A 17016-nucleotide genomic window follows, 5' to 3' on the forward strand; every position below is an offset into this window, starting at 1 on the left:
CGCCCTCACCGGCCGACGAGACCGAGCCGGTGCGCGAGGATCACGGCATGGATCCGGTCTCGCGCCCCGAGCTTGGCCAGGATGCGACCCACGTGCGTCTTGACCGTGGATTCGCCGACGTAGAGGGATGCGGCGATCTCGGCGTTGGTGAGTCCCCGTCCGATCGCGACGAAGACCTCCTGCTCGCGCTCGGTCAGGGAACGGTATCCGGCGTCTTCGATCTCGTCGACGACGCCGGTGGCGCCTCCGAACTGCGGCCCGACGTGTTCCAGCAGCATGCGGGTCACCCGCGGAGCCAGGGCCGCGTCGCCGCGGTGCACGGCGCGGAGGGCGGAGAGCATCTCGTGGCGCTGGGCGTCCTTCAGGAGGAAACCGCTCGCACCGGCGCGGATCGCCCCGAACGCGTATTCGTCGAGGTCGAATGTCGTGAGGACGAGCACCCGGGTCTCGGGGTGCGCGCGGACGATGGCCGTCGTCGCGGCGATCCCGTCGAGCTCCGGCATCCGGATGTCCATGAGCACGAGGTCGGGGGCGAGGGCGGCGCTCTGCGCGATGGCTGCTTTCCCGTCCGCCGCCTCGCCGATGACGACGATGTCAGGCTCCGCTTCCAGGACCATGCGGAAGCCCAGCCGGATCAGCTCCTGGTCATCGACCAGAAGCACGCGGATCGGCGACGTCATGTTCTCTCCTCTCCGTCCGGCACCGCGGCCGGAGCTTCGGGCGTGGACGGCAGCACGGCTCGCAGGATCCATCGGCCCGCGCCGTCCGGCCGCGATTCCAGTGTGCCGCGAACATGGGCGGCGCGCTCCATGAGGCCTCGGACGCCGAAGCCTCCTTCACCGGGCGACCCGGCGACGCCGTCGTTGACGATCTCGACGATCACGGTATCGGGTGCGTATGCCAGCCGCACCGACGCGATCGTCGCGGCCGGGGCATGCCGCATCGCGTTCGTCAGTCCCTCCTGCACGATCCGGCCCAGGGCGTGCGCGACGTCGGCCGACACCTCGGGCTGACCGGTCGTCGCGAGGGTGACCGGATACCCCGTCTGCTGCGCGGCCGCCACGGTCTCGGACGGGGGAGCGGGGGAAACCGGTGTCAGGGGAAGTGGGGCGTCGTCGTCCCGCAGCACGCCGAGCATGGCGCGCATCTGGGTGAGCGCGCTGCGGGCGGTGTCGGCAGCGGAGGTGGCGGCCGCGCGGGCCTGCACGCGGTCTGCGGTGGCGGCGGCCCCCTCGGACAGTGCCACGACCACCGTGAGGGAGTGCGACACGATATCGTGCATCTCCCTGGCGATCCGCGCCCGCTCCGCGGCGGCGGCGAGCTGCGCCTGCTGGTCGCGCTCCACGAGCAACTGCCGGGAGCGGTCGATGACGGCGTCCAGGTAGCGTTTGCGGTTGCCCACGTTCGCGCCGATCAGGGTGCCGATGAGCCCGAGCACGACCGTCCCGAGGAGAGCGTTCACTGCGTCCTGCAGGGTGAAGACCCCGGCCCAGAGGAGGAGTCCGGCCCCCGAGGCGGTCGTCGCGACACTCACGCCGAAGGCGATCCACGCGGCGCGCACGGAACGGTAGACGGCGAGGGAGTATCCGGCGAACAGCAGCAGCGGGCTGCTACCCGGGAGGGCGGTGAACAGCAGGAAAGCTTCGAGCAGGATCGCCGCGACCGCGGGGAGCCAGGGCCTCCGCCGGCGGCAGAGCAGGGTTGCGCACGCGGCGACCACGCACACGGGCAGCAGGGCGGCGAGCACGACGGCGACAGGCCCGAGGTCGGTCTCGTCGATCCGCGCGGCGGGGGTGATCGTGAGGACGATGCAGAGCAGCGTGAGCAGGACGTCCGCGAGCACGGGATGGCGTGCCCAGAAGCGCCGGAACACGCCGGGAGGACGAGGGAGCCGTAGCCCCTCGTCCTCCCGGACCGTGTCCGGTCCGCGTCGCTTCGCCGGCACCGGACCGCCTACGCGTCGCGAGTGCGCAGGACGGCCCAGGCCGCCAGCAGTCCGCCGACCACCCAGCAGCCCAGGGTGAGGAAGGCGACCGGAGCCTCCAGAGTGGCGGTGTCACCGGGGAGGATGGCGTTCTGCGCGGCGGAGACCGGCAGGTAGGCCGAGGCGTCGATCACCCACGCCCACGCCTCTCCTGCCATCGAGAAGAAGCTCGCGACGATCGGAAGGACGAACAGCACCCCGACGGTCGCGGCGATGGCGCCGGCGCCCGACCGCAGGATGAAACCGAACGCCACGCCGATGAGGGCGAAGACGGCCATGGAGAGCGAGGCGACCACGATCGGCAGGACGGAGGCCGAGGGGTCCGCCCAGTCGATGCCCTGCTCGCGTCCCGCGACCACGGCGGAGACGGCCGCCGCGGCGGCGCCGAAGATGACCAGCGACGACACGAACAGGAAGACCGCGAGCACGAGCGCCTTCGCCAGCAGCACGGACCCGCGGATCGGGTCGGCCGTCAGCGTCGAGCGGATCATGCCGGTGGAGTACTCCCCGGTCACCGAGATGGCACCGATGATGCCGGCCAGCAGCATCGTGAACTGGATCGGCATGACGACGGCCTGGATCGGGTCGAAGCCCGGGGCGTCGATCGCCTGCGCGATGAGCACGGTGATGCCGATCGTGAGCACCGCGGCGATCGCGATGGACCACCACGTCGAGCGGAGGGTGGTGAGCTTGATCGCCTCACCGCGCACGGCGCGCGCGAACGTGAGGCGGTGGCCCGAGTCGACCGCGGGCGGCGCGGCGGCCGGCGTCGTCACGGCGGGGGCGGCGGTCATGAGAGCTCCTTCGTGCGGTACTCGACGGCCTCGCCGGTGAGGGCGAGGTAGGCCTCTTCGAGGGATCCGGTGGTCGGGGTGAGTTCGTGCAGCGGAATCCCGCGCTCCGCGGCGAGGTCGCCGATGCGGGCCGCAGGGAGCCCGGCGATGTCGAGCAGATCGGGAGCGGCACTGACGATCTCCACGTCGGGACCGCCCACGGCGGCCACGAGGTCGGTCGGGCGAGGCGTCCGCACACGCACGCGGTTCGTCGTCCAGGAGCGGACGAGCTCGGCGAGCGGAGCGTCGGCGAGGACCTTGCCACGCCCCATCACGATGACGTGGTCGGCCGTCTGTGCCATCTCGCTCATGAGGTGGCTGGACAGCAGCACCGTCCGGCCCTCGGAGGCGGCATGGCGGACGAACTGCCGCACCCAGCGGACGCCTTCCGGGTCGAGGCCGTTGACCGGCTCGTCGAGGATGAGGGTGTGCGGGTCGCCGAGCAGTGCGGAGGCGATCCCCAGACGCTGCCCCATCCCGAGGGAGAACTTCCCGGCGCGCTTGCGGGCGACCGAGCCGATGCCGGCGAGCTCGATGACCTCGTCGACCCGTGAGGTGGGGATGCCGTGGGTGGCGGCCATCGCGCGGAGGTGGTCCCGCGCGGTCCGTCCGGTGTGCACGGCCTTCGCGTCGAGGAGCACGCCCACCTCGGTGAGCGGTGCGCGGAGCTTGCGGTACTCGCGCCCGGACACGGTCGCCTTCCCTGCCGTCGGACGGTCCAGCCCGACGATCATGCGCATGGTCGTCGACTTCCCTGCGCCGTTCGGTCCGAGGAAGCCGGTGACGCTGCCGGGCTGCACGGTGAAGGACACGCCGTCCACGGCGGTCTTGTCCCCGAATCTCTTGGTGAGGCCTTCTGCGGTGATCATGGTCTCCACGCTACGGATCGCCGGGCCGCGGCGCGTCCTCCCGTCGGACGATTCCCGACAGCGGTGTGGTCGTCCCGCAGGAGGACGCCGTGGTGGAGGAGGGGCCGCGCGCCCTGCTCCGATAGTGTCGACAGGTGACCCCCACCCGCCGACTCCCCGCTCCTCTGGCGCTCGGCGGAGCCGTCGCGATCGGGGTGATGACCGCGATCCAGGCCCGTATCAACGGGGTCCTCGGCGTGCGCGTCGACAACGGCATCGTCGCCGGGTTCCTGTCCTTCGCCGTCGGGCTCGTAGCGCTCACCGTGGTCATCTCGTTCCTGCCCTCCGCCCGGCGTGGCGCGATGCGGCTGGCTCACGGGGTCCGGGAGAGGAGCATCCCGTTCTGGATGCTCCTCGGCGGTGCCTGCGGTGCGCTCACGGTCTCCACCCAGGGGCTGACCGCAGGAATCCTCGGCGTCTCCCTCTTCACGGTCGGCGTCGTGGCGGGGCAGACGCTGCACGGCCTCGTCCTCGACCGTATCGGCTTCGGCCCGGCCGGCGTCGTGGCGGTGACTCCCGGGCGGGTGATGGGCGGCGTACTCGCGCTCGCCGCGGTCGGTATCTCCCTCTCCGGTGACGTGCTGGCGACCGCGCCGCTGTGGATGCTGCTGCTGCCCTTCGCCGCCGGCGTCGGGATCGCGTGGCAGGCGGCGACGAACGGCCGGCTGGCCCAGCGCGTGCAGTCGCCGATCGCCGCCACGCTCATGAGCTTCATCGCGGGCACCCTGGTGCTCGCGCTCGCCGCAGGCACCAGCATCGTTGTGCGGGGGTGGCCGGCGGCCCTGCCGACCGAGCCGTGGCTCTATATCGGCGGATTCCTCGGGGCGGGGTACATCCTGCTCGGCGCGTTCATCGTCGCGCACACCGGCGTGCTGCTGATGGGTCTCGGCTCGGTCCTCGGGCAGCTCGTGACGTCCGTCGTGATCGACCTGCTCTGGCCGGCGCAGGCGGGGCCGGCGTTGTGGCAGGTGATCGCGATGGTCATCGTCGCGGTCGGCTCGGTCCTCGTCGCGGTGCCCTGGCGCCGTCGACGCCTCTAGGCGTCGTTCCTCTTCGCCGCCTTCTCGGCCTTCTTGCGGGCTTTCTTCTCGGCCTTCTCGCGAGCCTTCTTCGCGGCCTTCTCGGCCTTCTTCTTCTCGGCTTCCTGCGCCGCCGCTTCCGCGGCCGCCCGGGCCTCCGCGGTGAGCTTCGGCGGGCGGGTCAGCAGGGCGCGGGCGTCGACGGTCTTGCGACGACCCGGGCTCTTGCCCTCGGGCTTCGCGCCGACGTAGAGCCAGCCGAGCAGCTCCTCGTCCGGCCCCAGGCCGTGCATGCGCGCGACCGGCTCCGAGCGTGTGTAGTGCCCGGTACGCCAGATGACACCCCACCCCGCTTCGTCGAGCAGCAGGCTCAGCACATGGGCGACACCGGAGGCCACCGCCTCCTGCTCCCAGCGCGGCACCTTCTCGCTCGGGCGGTAGCTCGCGACCACGGCGATGAGGAGCGGGGCCCGCAGCGGCTTCGTCGACGGCTCCGCGTCCCCTTGCGCTTCGGCGATCGCGGCGCCGAGCGCCTCACGGTCTGCGCCGCGCAACTCGATGAGACGCCAGGGACGCAGCGACGAGTGGTCGGCGACGCGACCGGCGGCGCCGACGAGCGTCACCAGCTCCTCGCGCCCGGGGGCGGTGTCCCCGACCTTCGACCAGGACTGCCGGGCGCGGACGGCGTCGAGCGCGGTCACGACTCGTCGGGCGTGAAGTTCAGCGCGATCGAGTTCATGCAGTAGCGGTCGCCGGTGGGGGTGCCGAAGCCGTCGGGGAAGACATGGCCGAGGTGCGAGCCGCAGGACGCGCAGCGGACCTCGGTGCGGACCATGCCGAGGCTGTCGTCCTCGAGCAGCTCGACCGCGTCCGGGCGGACCGATTCGTAGAAGCTCGGCCATCCGCAGCCGGAGTCGAACTTGGTGCCGCTCTTGAACAGCTCGGCGCCGCAGGCGCCGCAGGTGTAGAGGCCGGCGCGCTCCTCGTCGAGCAGCTCACCGGTCCAGGCGCGCTCGGTCGCCGCCTGGCGCAGCACGGCGTACTGCTCTTCGCCGAGCTCTTCGCGCCACTCGTCTTCGGTCTTGTTCACGCTGTAGGGCATCGTGTCCTCCTGAGTCCCCTCCATTCTCCCTGGTCCGGAGCCCTCGGGGCGCTTCGCGTCAGAATGGACGCATGACCGACGCCGTGCGAGAGCGCTATGCCCGATTCGCGGCCGAGGAGGCGCCAGGACGCAGCGCCCTGTACGCCGACTGGGCTGCGGGGATCGCGGAGGATGAGGAGCTGGGCGATCTGCTCGGCCGCCTCCCCGCGAACCGACGCCAGCCACCGCTCGTCTTCGCCGTCTCCCGCCTGATCGGCGCGGGTCACGGTCCGTATCGGGAGTGGCGCCGCTTCGTCCTCGCGCACGCCGACCGGCTGGTCGAGGAGTGCACGAGGCGCGCGCTCCAGACCAACGAGCCCCTCCGCACCGCGGCGCTGCTCCCGGCGCTCTCCGAGATCCGGGAGCCGATCGCCCTGCTGGAGATCGGGGCGTCCGCCGGGCTGTGCCTCTACCCGGACCGTTACTCGTATCGCTTCACCGACGAGAACGGACTCCTCCGCCGCGCCCTCGACCCCGTCGACGGCCCATCGACGGTGGTGCTGGAGAGCGTCGTGACCGGCGATCTCCCCCCGCTGCGGATGCCGGAGGTGGTCTGGCGCTCCGGTATCGATCTCGCGCCTCTGGATGCCGCAGACGACGAGGATCGGCGCTGGCTGCGCGCACTCGTGTGGCCGGGTGAGGCCGGGAGGGAGCAACGCATCACGGCGGCTCTCGACATCGTGGCGGCCGACCCGCCTCTGCTCATCGCGGGCGACGCTGCCGGACGGCTGCAGGAGCTGGCGGCAGCCGCTCCGGCGGACGCCACGCTGGTGATCACGACGCCCGGTGTTCTCGTGCACATCCCGCGCGCGCAGCGGGAGGCGCTGGTGGCGAGGATCGCGGCGCTTCCCGCGCGCTGGGTCACGATCGACCCGCCGGCGATCCTCGACGTGTGGGATCCACCGGTCGACCCGGCCGCGTGGCCCGGTTTCGTGGTCGCGCTGGATGGAAGGGTACGTGCCGCGGCCGACCCGCTCGGCGCCCGATGGGAGTGGCGCGCAGGGGATCAGGCATCGACGACCTAATCTGAGGGCATGTCCGCAGACCCCCTCACGGAGCGCGACCGCGCGATCCTCGCCCTGGAGGCCGCCTGGCCGCGCCACGGCGGTATGAAGGAGGAGGCCATCCGCGCTCGGCTGGGCATGAGCGCGGCCCGGTACTACCAGCTGCTCGGCCGCCTGATCGACTCCGAGGCGGCCCTCGCTTTCGACCCGATGCTCGTCCGGCGGTTGCGTCGGCTCCGCGACGCCCGTGGCGCGAGAAGATCGGCGCGGATCCCGGGCTTCACCGGGTGAGCGGGCACCGCACGGCGGCGTCGGGCTCGTCGCAGGACGGATTGCCAGGCGCCTGCCGCTAGCATCGAGGGGTGTCCAAGCCCCCCCGTGACCGTTTCGACGAGGTCCCCCGTTCCACCGGGCGTGTAGGAGCGCACCGCGCCGAAGCTCCGGGCATGAACGGCTGGGTCGTCCTGCTGTGGTCGTTCGTCGCCGCCCTCGTGCTCGTCATCGCCGGGATCTTCGGTGCCCTGGCGGTCATGGGGCGGATCGAGCTCTTCCCCGAGGCGGCGCCGTCCGCCGCTCCCACGCCGGAGCAGACCGGCGTGATCGACCCGACGTACTCGGTGCTCATCCTGAATGCGACGCCGGACAACGGGCTGGACGACCAGATGCGCGACACCCTCATCAACGCCGGATGGGCAGCGGAGACCGTGCTCGCCAGCGACAGCGCCAGCGACGACTTCCAGACCACGACCGTCTACTACGTCAGCGCCGAGGACGAAGAGGCGGCGACGGGCCTCGCCGGTGTCATCGGTGGCGCCGAGGTGCAGCAGAGCGACTACTACGCGGGCCAGACCGAGGACGGGCAGAAGCAGCTCACCATCGTGATCGGGGTCGACAGGGCCGCGTCGGTGCCCGAGACTCCCGCGCCCTGACGCCCTTCTCGCCGTCGGACGGCACAGCTTGCACTCGATGGTGTCGAGTGCCAGAATGGCGTTAGCACTCTCTCACTCTGAGTGCTAAACCCACCGTCTACGTCCAGGAGGGACGACAAAACTCATGGCAAAGATCATCGCCTTCGATGAGGAGGCCCGCCGCGGCCTCGAGCGTGGCCTCAACATCCTCGCCGACGCGGTCAAGGTGACCCTCGGCCCGCGTGGTCGCAACGTCGTGCTCGAGAAGAAGTGGGGCGCCCCCACGATCACGAACGACGGTGTCTCCATCGCCAAGGAGATCGAGCTGGACGACCCGTACGAGAAGATCGGCGCGGAGCTCGTCAAGGAGGTCGCCAAGAAGACCGACGACGTCGCCGGTGACGGCACGACGACCGCCACGGTGCTCGCCCAGGCCCTGGTCCGCGAGGGTCTGCGCAACGTCGCGGCCGGCGCCGACCCCATCTCGCTCAAGCGCGGCATCGAGAAGGCCGTCGCCGCGATCACCGAGGAGCTGCTGAGCACGGCGAAGGAGATCGACTCCAAGGAGCAGATCGCCGCGACCGCGTCCATCTCGGCCGCTGACCCCGCGATCGGAGAGCTGATCGCCGAGGCCATCGACAAGGTCGGCAAGGAGGGCGTCGTCACCGTCGAGGAGTCGCAGACCTTCGGCACCGAGCTCGAGCTCACCGAGGGCATGCGCTTCGACAAGGGCTACCTCAACCCGTACTTCGTCACGGACCCGGAGCGCCAGGAGGCTGTCTTCGAGGACCCGTACATCCTCATCGCGAACCAGAAGGTCTCCAACATCAAGGACCTCCTGCCCATCGTCGACAAGGTGATCCAGGACGGCAAGGAGCTCGTCATCATCGCCGAGGACGTCGAGGGCGAGGCTCTCGCGACGCTCGTGCTGAACAAGCTCAAGGGCATCTTCAAGTCGGTCGCCGTCAAGGCCCCCGGCTTCGGCGACCGTCGCAAGGCGCAGCTGCAGGACATCGCGATCCTCACGGGTGGCCAGGTCATCACCGAAGAGGTGGGCCTCAAGCTCGAGAACGCCACGCTCGACCTGCTCGGCCGTGCGCGCAAGGTCATCGTCACCAAGGACGAGACCACGATCGTCGAGGGTGCCGGCGAGGCCGACCAGATCGAGGGTCGCGTCACGCAGATCCGTCGCGAGATCGAGAACACCGACAGCGACTACGACCGTGAGAAGCTGCAGGAGCGCCTGGCGAAGCTCGCCGGTGGCGTCGCCGTCATCAAGGCGGGTGCTGCGACCGAGGTCGAGCTCAAGGAGCGCAAGCACCGCATCGAGGACGCCGTCCGCAACGCGAAGGCGGCCGTCGAGGAGGGCATCGTCCCCGGTGGTGGCGTCGCGCTGATCCAGTCCGGCACGAAGGCGCTCGACGCACTCACGCTCGAGGGCGACGAGGCGACCGGTGCGAACATCGTGCGCGTCGCGATCGAGGCTCCGCTGAAGCAGATCGCGCTGAACGCCGGTCTCGAGCCGGGCGTCGTCGCCAACAAGGTCTCCGAGCTCCCCGCGGGCCAGGGCCTGAACGCCGCCAGCGGCGAGTACGGCGACATGTTCGCACAGGGCATCATCGACCCGGCGAAGGTCACGCGCTCCGCGCTGCAGAACGCCGCGTCGATCGCCGGCCTGTTCCTGACGACGGAGGCCGTCGTCGCCGACAAGCCGGAGAAGGCTGCTGCTCCCGCGGGCGACCCCACGGGCGGCATGGACTTCTGACCCTTCGACAGGATCAGAGACACCGTCTCACCACAGAAAGCCCCCGGCTCCGGCCGGGGGCTTTCTGCGTGCCGTCAGCGGAACAGGCTCGCCGAGTACTGGTCGGCTTCGGCGTATTGGGTGGCCACGGCGCCGAGGGAGGTGCCGATGCCGTCCAGGACGAGCTCGACGTGCTGCTGTGCGCCCTGCCACTGCTCGGCGCATCCCTGGAACGCGGTGGACGCCGCGCCCACCCACACGGTCTGCAGCTGTCTGAGCTGCGACATGAGCGTGGCGGATTCGGAGCGCAGGCGCTCGATGGTCGCGCGGGTTGCGGATTCCGCCGCGTGAACGGCGTCGGTGTCGACGGTGAAGACGGTCATGGGAACTCCCTTCGAGGAAGCACCGACGCTACGCCGGGCGGCGTCGTGCGACGGCCGGAGCCCGCCCCCGTCGCGGGAGGGAGGAGAACGGCCAGGAGACCCCGCCTCGTGCAGGAGGGGTGATTCGCTATGGCAGGTCGAGCGGATCGATCGGCTGCGTGTCCTCGAGAAGATGCTCGGGCGTCGAACGAGCCGGAGCGAGCGGCAGCGTCACGGTGAAGGTGGCTCCGCCGCCCGGGCTCTCGGACACCGCGATGTCGCCGTGGAGAGCCTTGAGGATGGAGGCGACGATGGCGAGGCCGAGTCCGGAACCGCCGGTCTCGCGTGCGCGGGACGTATCGGCACGCCAGAACCGCTCGAAGATCTGCTCGCGGATCTGCGGGGGAACGCCCTCGCCGTGGTCGACGATCGAGATGCTCGCGGTTCCCGCGACGCGGTCGGAGTCCACCACGATCTCGATCGGGCTGTCTTCGGGCGAGAAGCGGCGTGCGTTGCCCAGGAGGTTCGTGACCACCTGGCGGACCTTGTTCTCCTCGCCGAGCACGATCGGCGGCGTCCGGACCGGGATGTCCGCCACCTCGGTGAAGTCGATGGCGGGGGGCTGCTCCGGCGTGCGCGGGCGACGTCGCAGGCGCGACAGCGTGGCGCGAGGGCGGGTCTTCGGCGCGGGCTCCGGGGCGATCGGCACGACGGGCATCCGGACGGGGGCGGTCGGAACGTTCTCCAGCGTGCGGTCGATCACGGAGATCACCCGGCCGGGGGCGGCGGCGCGCACGTCGAGGGCGGCGTCGCGGGCGATGGGGCGGAGGTCGAGAGGGACGATCTGCGGCTCGCGCTCTTCGTCGAGGCGGGCGAGCGCGAGGAGGTCCTCGACGAGGACGCCCATCCGGATCGCCTCTTTCTCGATGCGCTCCATCGCCCGGGCGGTGTCCTCCTCGCCCTTGATCGCCCCCATGCGGTACAGCTCGGCGTACCCGCGGACGCTGACGAGCGGTGTCCGCAGCTCGTGACTGGCGTCGCCGATGAACCGGCGCATGTGCTGCACGGTCCGGTCGCGCTGCGCCAGGGAGCGGTCGACCCGGTCGAGCATCGTGTTGATGGCGGCGTTCAGGCGGCCGACCTCCGTGGTCGGCTCGAGGTCGGTGAGCCGCTGCCGGAAGTCGCCGGCGGCGATCGACATGGCGGTCTGTTCCACTTGCCCGAGCCGACGGAAGGTCAGGGTCACGAGGCCGCGGGTGAGCAGGGCCGCGACGAAGATCGTGATGAGCGCGATGGTGATGTAGATGCCGAAGTACTGGCTGATGATGCGATCGGCTTCGGCGAGGGGGAGCGCCACCATCTGAATGCTGAGCGGGTCGCCCTCCTGCTGCACGACCGCGGCGGCGGCGTGGTAGACGCCACCGTTCGCATCTTCGAGTGCGAGAACCTTCTCCTCATTGGCCTGGGCGTCGGACAGCGAATACTCGGCGGGGAAGACCGGAGCCCGTCCGGACGCGCTGGGCGCGGTCGCGCGGAGGACGCCCTCCGCGTCGTAGACCGCGAACGAGAAGTCCCGCGGCTTCTCGTCTCTCGGCGTGTACGTGGTGACGCCGTCGATCGTCGTCGTGTCGAAGTAGCGGTTGACGAGGTCGCTGGTCACCAGTGCGGGGAGCTGCGCGTTGATGTTCTCCACGAGGGCGTTGCGCAGCAGCGGGACGGTGCCGATCCCCGCGACGAGCAGGCCGAGGGCCAGGACGGCCACGGTGACGCCGGTGACCTTGGCGCGAAGGCTGATCCGCCGCCACCACGCGGTGACCGCATCCGGCTTGTGCGCCATGCGGTCCTCCCTGCTGCGACGGCGGTGCCGTCGATGGACGGCGGGTGCGGGCTCGGCGGTCTCAGACCGTCTTGCCCACCTTGAGCATGTACCCGAAGCCGCGCTTTGTCTGGATCAGCGACTCCTCGGTGTGCGGGTCGATCTTGCGACGAAGGTACGAGATGTAGCTCTCGACGATCCCGGCGTCGCCGTTGAAGTCGTACTCCCAGACGTGGTCGAGGATCTGCGCCTTCGACAGCACCCGGTTCGGGTTCAGCATGAGGTACCGGAGCAGCTTGAACTCGGTGGGGCTCAGGTCGATCGGCTCCTTGCCGACGTGCACATCGTGCGTGTCCTGGTCCATCGAGAGCTCGCCCGCCCGGATGATCGATTCCTCGTCGGCCTGCATCGTCCGGCGGAGGATGGCCTGGGCCCGTGCGACGATCTCGTCCAGGCTGAACGGCTTGGTCACGTAGTCGTCGCCGCCGGCGTTGAGGCCCTCGATCTTGTCCTCGGTGCCGTCCTTGGCGGTGAGGAAGAGGATGGGGGCCGTGAACCCGGCGCCGCGGAGGCGCTTGGTCACGCTGAACCCGTTCATGTCGGGGAGCATGACGTCGAGGATGATGAGGTCCGGCTCCTCTTCGAGGACGGCGGAGATCGTGGCGGCGCCGTTGGCCACCGTCTTCACCTGGAACCCGGCGAAGCTGAGACCCGTGGAGAGCAGGTCGCGGATGTTGGGCTCGTCGTCGACGACCAGGATGCGCGCAGCAGTCATGACCCCATTATGGTGACTCCGGCCATGCGCGGGCTGATTATCCTGCGGAACGGCGTGGAGTCGGCGGATCCGTCGGCAGGTGGATGCGCCGCAGAGGTGGCCAGGGGAGGATCGAGTCATGAGTTCGATCGCGGACGCCACCGCCGCCCCCGCCTCCCCGTCCGCGCCGCCGTCGGAGGTGCCGGAGGGCGGACTCGAGTATCACCGTCTGGCGCTCCTCCGCCCGCGCCCGCGGTGGTGGAAGCCGCTGCTCACCGGGCTCCTCGGCATCGCCTTCTATCTGGCGATCCTCGTGGTCGTGATCGTGCCGCTCGTGATGATCTCGGCGGTCAACCCCGGCTGGGGAGCCGAGCTGCAGATGCTGTTCCGGACCACCGCCTTCTTCCAGCTCGATCGCCCGTGGCTCCTCGTCGCGCTCGTGCTGCCGCTCATCCTCATGATCCCCGCTCTGCTGCTGGCCTCGCGGGTGGTCCAGGGCCGGGGCGTCGGTCTGCTGTCCTCGGTCTCCGGGCGGCTGCGGATGGGGTGGCTCGGCCGGACCTTCCTCCTGGCGCTCGCGGTGTTCGTGGTCTACTTCGCCGTGGTGCTCGGCTGGTCGGCCACGGCGGGCGACGCGGTGACGCCGGACTTCTCCCACCCGGGGCTGCTGCTCATGGTGGTGCTCCTGCTCGTGCTGATCCCGTTCCAGGCCGCCGCGGAGGAGTACGTTTTCCGCGGCTACCTCATGCAACTCGTCGGGAGCTGGCTCCGGCACCCCGCCTTCGCGATCCTGCTGCCGGTGCCGCTGTTCGTCCTGGGGCACGGCTACGACGTCTGGGGGGCGGCGAGCGTGGGCCTCTTCGCCGTCGTCGCCGCCTGGCTCACGTGGCGCACCGGCGGGCTGGAAGCGGCGATCTCCCTGCACATCATGAACAACCTGCTGATCTTTCTGCTCGGCTCCGTCGCCGTGGTCGACGCCAACGCCACCTCGGGAACGCCGGTCGACCTGCTGGGTTCCGCGCTGGCGATGCTCGTCTTCGCCGTGGTCGCCGACCGCTGGGCCCGCCGACGGGGGATCGATCGGACCGCGGCGGTCACCGCCGGCGCCGCGGGGACGCATCAGCTCCCGCCGACGCTGCGCGGCTGAGCACCCGCACCGCCGTCAGGCGGCGATCGCCTCGGCGTCCATGATCGTGTAGCTGTAGCCCTGCTCCGCGAGGAACCGCTGCCGGTTCTGCGCGTAGTCCTGATCGATCGTGTCGCGGGCTACGAGCGTGTAGAAGCTCGCGGTGTGACCGGACTGCTTGGGCCGGAGCAGCCGTCCGAGACGCTGAGCCTCCTCCTGCCGCGAACCGAACGAGCCGGACACCTGGATGGCGACGGACGCCTCGGGGAGGTCGATGGAGAAGTTGGCGACCTTGGACACCACGAGCAGCGAGATGTCGCCCTCCCGGAACGCCCGGTACAGCTCCTCGCGCTCCTCGACCGGCGTGGACCCGGTGATCTGCGGCGCGTCGAGCGCCTGGGACAGCGCGTCGAGCTGATCCAGGTATTGGCCGATGACGAGGATCTGCTCGCCCTCGTGCGCGGCGATCAGCTCGCGCACGGCGTCGATCTTCGCCGGGGCGGACGCCGCGAGCCGGTAGCGCTCGTCGTCGGTCGCCGCCGCGTACTCCAGGCGGTCCGCCGGGGGCAGATCGACGCGCACCTCGAAGCAGGCGGCGGGGGAGATGAACCCCTGCGCCTCGATCTGCTTCCAGGGGGCGTCGAAGCGCTTCGGGCCGATGAGGCTGAAGACGTCCCCCTCGCGGCCGTCCTCGCGGACCAGCGTCGCGGTGAGACCGATCCGGCGGCGGGCCTGGAGGTCCGCGGTGAGCTTGAACACCGGGGCGGGCAGCAGGTGCACCTCGTCGTACACGATGAGGCCCCAGTCCAGGGCGTCGAGGAGCGCGAGGTGCGCGTACTCGCCTTTCCGCTTGGCCGTGAGGATCTGGTACGTCGCGATCGTGACGGGCTTGACCTCCTTCGCCTGACCGGAATACTCGCCGATCTCCTCGGGGGTGAGGCTGGTGCGCTTGAGCAGCTCGTCCCGCCACTGCCGCGCGGAGACGGTGTTCGTCACGAGGATGAGCGTCGTGGTCTTCGTGGCGGCCATGGCGCCGGCGCCGACGATGGTCTTCCCCGCACCGCAGGGGAGGACCACGACGCCGGACCCGTCCTTGGCGAACGCGTCGACCGCGTCCTGCTGATAGGGGCGGATGGCCCACCCGTCCTCGGCGAGTTCGATCTCGTGGGGCGTGCCGGGGGTGTAGCCGGCGAGGTCCTCGGCCGGCCAGCCGATCTTCAGCAGCTCCTGCTTGATCTGGCCGCGTGCCCAGGCATCGACTACGAAGGTCTCCGGCGTGGGGTGCCCGATGAGCAGCGGCTGGATGCGCTTGTTGTTCGCGACCTGGGCCAGCACGGCGGGGTCGGTCGAACGCAGGATGAGCACGCCCTCGTCGTCGCGCTCGATGACCAGGCGCCCGTACCGGCTCACCGTCTCGCGCAGGTCGACGGCGACGGAGGGCGGCACGGGGAAGCGGGACCAGCGGTCGAGCGTCTCCAGCATGTCCTCGGCGGTGTGCCCGGCCGCGCGCGCGTTCCACAGACCGAGTCGCGTGATCCGATACGTGTGGATGTGCTCGGGCGCACGCTCCAGCTCGGCGAAGATCGCGAGCTCGTGGCGGGCGCTCTCGGCGTCGGCGTGGGCGACCTCGAGCAGCACGGTGCGGTCGCTCTGGACGATCAGGGGGCCATCAGACATAGCTGACCAGTCTACCGGCCCCGGACGGCGGAGGGCCTAGGTCGGGACCACGGTCGCGGCACGGATGCTGGACACGGGCAGGGTGCGCTCGACGTCGGCCGCTCTGTCCCTGCCCCGCAGCCGTCCGCCGCCGAGGCCGGTGGCCTCCAGCAGGAGCTCCCTGGTGGAGCCGTCCGGCATGCCGACCGTCACCTGCAGCACCGCCTTCGCGCGCACGGCCGCTTCCAGCTCCCGGTCGAGCCAGGCGGCGTCCGCGTCCGGCCCTTGGCGTTCGCGCAGGCGGGCGATCAGCGGACCGTAGTCGGGCGCGGGAGCGGACTCCGGCACGGCCGCCGGGTGGCGCGTCTTCACCGCCACGACCCCGTCCCGATCGACGAGGCTCGCCGGATAGCGGGCATCGGTCAGCGCCCAGTAGACCGTGTCCTGACCGACCTTGGTCGTCAACGACCCCACATGGACGGAGAGCCCGAGCGGTCGGAGCGACTGGTCGACGGCCATCGCCTCCAGAAGGTGGGGATCGGCGCTCTCCACGCGCGTGCGGCCGGTCTCGTCGTCCACGGAGACCCGCACGAGACCGTGGCGCTGCCCGGTCTGCGCGACGAGGTAGCCGAGGGGCTGCGGGATGCCCGTGAGCGAGATCTCGCCGAGGAACTCCAGAATCGACGACTCATCCTCACCGGCGGCGAACGCATGTGCGACCGACTCCGCGGTGAAGCGGTACGACGAGGCCTGCGAAGCGGACTCCCGACGGGCCATGGTGCGCAGCCGCACGTCCAGCGCCGGCTGCAGAGGACCGGGGGCGATCGCCGTGAGGTCGTTCTGGAGGAAGATCCGGTCGACCTCCGCGGGGAGGAGCTCGGAGAGGGCGGAGGCGTCTGCCGCCTCGCCGCGCCGCAGCGTCTGCGACCACGGCGGCTCTGACCCGTCCTCGGCGACGAGGCCGAGGAGACGCGCGGACTCGAGCAGCTGCGTCGCCTGCTCCGGCCAGGCCGGATCCCAAGGGTGCGCCAGGGGCCACTGCGCGGGGGGGAGCCAACCGCCCGAGGCGGAGCGCACTCCACGGGGGAGGGCGTCGCGGAAGGCGGTGGTGAGGAGGGCCCAACGTTCGGCCGCAGGGGAGCGGAGCCACCCTTCGGCGGCGGGCGTCGTCCGCAGGAGCCGGTCGACGGGGGCGGCGAGTCCCGCGCGGACGGCGACGGCCACCAGCGGGTCCACGATCTCGACGTCCAGGCCGGTCTCGGCGAGCTGGCGTTTCTGTCCGGCGCTGACGGCCCCGCCCATCAGCAGGGTGAACGGCTGCTCCCTGGCGAGGAGCAGGATGTCGGCGAGCACGCCGACGGTGGTGAAGGCGCGCTCGGCGGCATGCGCGGCGGCGGACTCCGTCGCCGCCGGCGCGGGCGTCTCGTCGAGCGGGGCCGGGCGCAGGCGCCCTGCCACCGCCTCCGCGACCGGAGCGTGCGGCGTGCCGTCGGGGCGGACCAGGGCGAGCGCCGTCAGACGCTCGCGGCTCGCCCCCGCGGTGGCGCCCTGCGCGGCGTCGACGAGCGCGGCGGCCTCGTCCGCGGTCAGGGTGGGGAGCACGCGGCCCACGGATGCCGGTTCGAGCAGCGCCTCCGCGGCATCGAACAAGTCCTGCCAGCCGACGTCGGGACGCACGCCCCGCGCGGTCAGCAGCGTTGTCAGCTCGTCATCGCTCGCAGCGGCCAGGTGGTCGGCCAGCGGGCGTGCGTGCGTGCTCAT

16 protein-coding genes and 1 pseudogene are annotated in these 17016 nt (G+C 71.0%); 6 read left to right on the forward strand and 11 right to left on the reverse strand.

The window, feature by feature from the left end; all coding sequences use genetic code 11:
* Nucleotides 1-5 precede the first annotated feature (5 nt).
* Genes CYL12_RS16785 through CYL12_RS16800 form a run of 4 tightly spaced genes read right to left on the reverse strand, consistent with a single transcriptional unit; the run spans nt 6 to nt 3686 of the window.
* Nucleotides 6-680 (reverse strand): response regulator, encoded by a 675-nt coding sequence (locus CYL12_RS16785; protein WP_101848567.1) that lies wholly within the window; start codon nt 678-680, stop codon nt 6-8.
* Nucleotides 677-1945: a sensor histidine kinase gene (locus CYL12_RS16790; protein ID WP_233486784.1), complete on the reverse strand. Its 1269-nt coding sequence runs from the start codon at nt 1943-1945 to the stop codon at nt 677-679. The genes CYL12_RS16785 and CYL12_RS16790 overlap by 4 nt, the downstream gene beginning before the upstream one ends.
* 8 nt (nt 1946-1953) lie before the next feature.
* Nucleotides 1954-2778 (reverse strand): ABC-2 transporter permease, encoded by an 825-nt coding sequence (locus CYL12_RS16795; protein WP_101848569.1) that lies wholly within the window; start codon nt 2776-2778, stop codon nt 1954-1956.
* Complete coding sequence (locus CYL12_RS16800; protein WP_101848570.1) at nt 2775-3686, reverse strand: ABC transporter ATP-binding protein; 912 nt, start codon at nt 3684-3686, stop codon at nt 2775-2777. The genes CYL12_RS16795 and CYL12_RS16800 overlap by 4 nt, the downstream gene beginning before the upstream one ends.
* A gap of 164 nt (nt 3687-3850) precedes the next feature.
* Between CYL12_RS16800 and CYL12_RS16805 the strand changes: the two genes are divergently transcribed.
* Complete coding sequence (locus CYL12_RS16805) at nt 3851-4765, forward strand: DMT family transporter (RefSeq protein WP_101848870.1); 915 nt, start codon at nt 3851-3853, stop codon at nt 4763-4765.
* Between the two features lie 149 nt (nt 4766-4914).
* Here the strand turns inward: CYL12_RS16805 and CYL12_RS16810 are convergent.
* A pseudogene (locus CYL12_RS16810) lies at nt 4915-5445 on the reverse strand (nitroreductase family protein); the annotation flags it as partial.
* Complete coding sequence (msrB, locus tag CYL12_RS16815; protein ID WP_101848572.1) at nt 5442-5846, reverse strand: peptide-methionine (R)-S-oxide reductase MsrB; 405 nt, start codon at nt 5844-5846, stop codon at nt 5442-5444. The gene msrB and the pseudogene CYL12_RS16810, both read right to left, overlap by 4 nt.
* A gap of 71 nt (nt 5847-5917) precedes the next feature.
* On the opposite strand from msrB, the gene CYL12_RS16820 reads away from it, so the two are divergent.
* From CYL12_RS16820 to groL, 4 genes are all read left to right on the forward strand, one after another.
* The gene (locus CYL12_RS16820; protein ID WP_101848573.1) at nt 5918-6910 is read left to right on the forward strand and encodes a DUF2332 domain-containing protein; all 993 of its coding nucleotides are present in this window, start codon (nt 5918-5920) and stop codon (nt 6908-6910) included.
* A gap of 9 nt (nt 6911-6919) precedes the next feature.
* Complete coding sequence (locus CYL12_RS16825) at nt 6920-7180, forward strand: DUF3263 domain-containing protein (RefSeq protein WP_101848574.1); 261 nt, start codon at nt 6920-6922, stop codon at nt 7178-7180.
* 71 nt (nt 7181-7251) lie between these two features.
* On the forward strand, nt 7252-7818 hold the full coding sequence (locus CYL12_RS16830; RefSeq protein WP_353615387.1) for a LytR C-terminal domain-containing protein: 567 nt from the start codon (nt 7252-7254) through the stop codon (nt 7816-7818).
* Between the two features lie 124 nt (nt 7819-7942).
* The gene (groL, locus tag CYL12_RS16835; RefSeq protein ID WP_101848576.1) at nt 7943-9562 is read left to right on the forward strand and encodes a chaperonin GroEL; all 1620 of its coding nucleotides are present in this window, start codon (nt 7943-7945) and stop codon (nt 9560-9562) included.
* A 74-nt stretch (nt 9563-9636) separates the two neighbouring features.
* On the opposite strand, the gene CYL12_RS16840 is transcribed toward groL, so the two are convergent.
* The 3 genes from CYL12_RS16840 to CYL12_RS16850 form a co-directional block, all read right to left on the reverse strand.
* Nucleotides 9637-9924 (reverse strand): WXG100 family type VII secretion target, encoded by a 288-nt coding sequence (locus CYL12_RS16840; RefSeq protein ID WP_101848577.1) that lies wholly within the window; start codon nt 9922-9924, stop codon nt 9637-9639.
* 127 nt (nt 9925-10051) lie between these two features.
* Nucleotides 10052-11740 (reverse strand): sensor histidine kinase, encoded by a 1689-nt coding sequence (locus CYL12_RS16845; protein ID WP_101848578.1) that lies wholly within the window; start codon nt 11738-11740, stop codon nt 10052-10054.
* A 61-nt stretch (nt 11741-11801) separates the two neighbouring features.
* Complete coding sequence (locus tag CYL12_RS16850) at nt 11802-12494, reverse strand: response regulator transcription factor (protein WP_025105529.1); 693 nt, start codon at nt 12492-12494, stop codon at nt 11802-11804.
* 118 nt (nt 12495-12612) lie between these two features.
* Here CYL12_RS16850 and CYL12_RS16855 point away from each other — a divergent pair, with 118 nt between their 5' ends.
* Nucleotides 12613-13620, forward strand: coding sequence for a CPBP family intramembrane glutamic endopeptidase (locus tag CYL12_RS16855; RefSeq protein WP_101848579.1), 1008 nt, complete (start codon nt 12613-12615; stop codon nt 13618-13620).
* A 15-nt stretch (nt 13621-13635) separates the two neighbouring features.
* Here CYL12_RS16855 and CYL12_RS16860 read toward each other — a convergent pair whose 3' ends face one another.
* Together CYL12_RS16860 and CYL12_RS16865 are read right to left on the reverse strand one after the other, a co-directional pair.
* Complete coding sequence (locus tag CYL12_RS16860; RefSeq protein WP_101848580.1) at nt 13636-15276, reverse strand: DNA repair helicase XPB; 1641 nt, start codon at nt 15274-15276, stop codon at nt 13636-13638.
* A gap of 36 nt (nt 15277-15312) precedes the next feature.
* Nucleotides 15313-17016, reverse strand: a complete 1704-nt coding sequence (locus CYL12_RS16865; RefSeq protein WP_101848581.1) for a helicase-associated domain-containing protein — start codon at nt 17014-17016, stop codon at nt 15313-15315.

Origin of the sequence: Zhihengliuella sp. ISTPL4 (genome assembly GCF_002848265.1) — a bacterium.
Taxonomy (GTDB): domain Bacteria; phylum Actinomycetota; class Actinomycetes; order Actinomycetales; family Microbacteriaceae; genus Microbacterium.

What these genes read in the sequence shown, in the direction of transcription:
- CYL12_RS16850 (WP_025105529.1), bottom strand. Translation starts at nt 12,494, where the DNA reads ATGACTGCTGCGCGCATCCTGGTCGTCGACGACGAGCCCAACATCCGC.
- CYL12_RS16840 (WP_101848577.1), bottom strand. Translation starts at nt 9,924, where the DNA reads ATGACCGTCTTCACCGTCGACACCGACGCCGTTCACGCGGCGGAATCC.
- CYL12_RS16845 (WP_101848578.1), bottom strand. Translation starts at nt 11,740, where the DNA reads ATGGCGCACAAGCCGGATGCGGTCACCGCGTGGTGGCGGCGGATCAGC.
- CYL12_RS16795 (WP_101848569.1), bottom strand. Translation starts at nt 2,778, where the DNA reads ATGACCGCCGCCCCCGCCGTGACGACGCCGGCCGCCGCGCCGCCCGCG.
- CYL12_RS16785 (WP_101848567.1), bottom strand. Translation starts at nt 680, where the DNA reads ATGACGTCGCCGATCCGCGTGCTTCTGGTCGATGACCAGGAGCTGATC.
- groL (WP_101848576.1), top strand. Translation starts at nt 7,943, where the DNA reads ATGGCAAAGATCATCGCCTTCGATGAGGAGGCCCGCCGCGGCCTCGAG.
- CYL12_RS16825 (WP_101848574.1), top strand. Translation starts at nt 6,920, where the DNA reads ATGTCCGCAGACCCCCTCACGGAGCGCGACCGCGCGATCCTCGCCCTG.
- CYL12_RS16860 (WP_101848580.1), bottom strand. Translation starts at nt 15,276, where the DNA reads ATGTCTGATGGCCCCCTGATCGTCCAGAGCGACCGCACCGTGCTGCTC.
- CYL12_RS16855 (WP_101848579.1), top strand. Translation starts at nt 12,613, where the DNA reads ATGAGTTCGATCGCGGACGCCACCGCCGCCCCCGCCTCCCCGTCCGCG.
- msrB (WP_101848572.1), bottom strand. Translation starts at nt 5,846, where the DNA reads ATGCCCTACAGCGTGAACAAGACCGAAGACGAGTGGCGCGAAGAGCTC.
- CYL12_RS16800 (WP_101848570.1), bottom strand. Translation starts at nt 3,686, where the DNA reads ATGATCACCGCAGAAGGCCTCACCAAGAGATTCGGGGACAAGACCGCC.
- CYL12_RS16865 (WP_101848581.1), bottom strand. Translation starts at nt 17,016, where the DNA reads ATGAGCACGCACGCACGCCCGCTGGCCGACCACCTGGCCGCTGCGAGC.
- CYL12_RS16820 (WP_101848573.1), top strand. Translation starts at nt 5,918, where the DNA reads ATGACCGACGCCGTGCGAGAGCGCTATGCCCGATTCGCGGCCGAGGAG.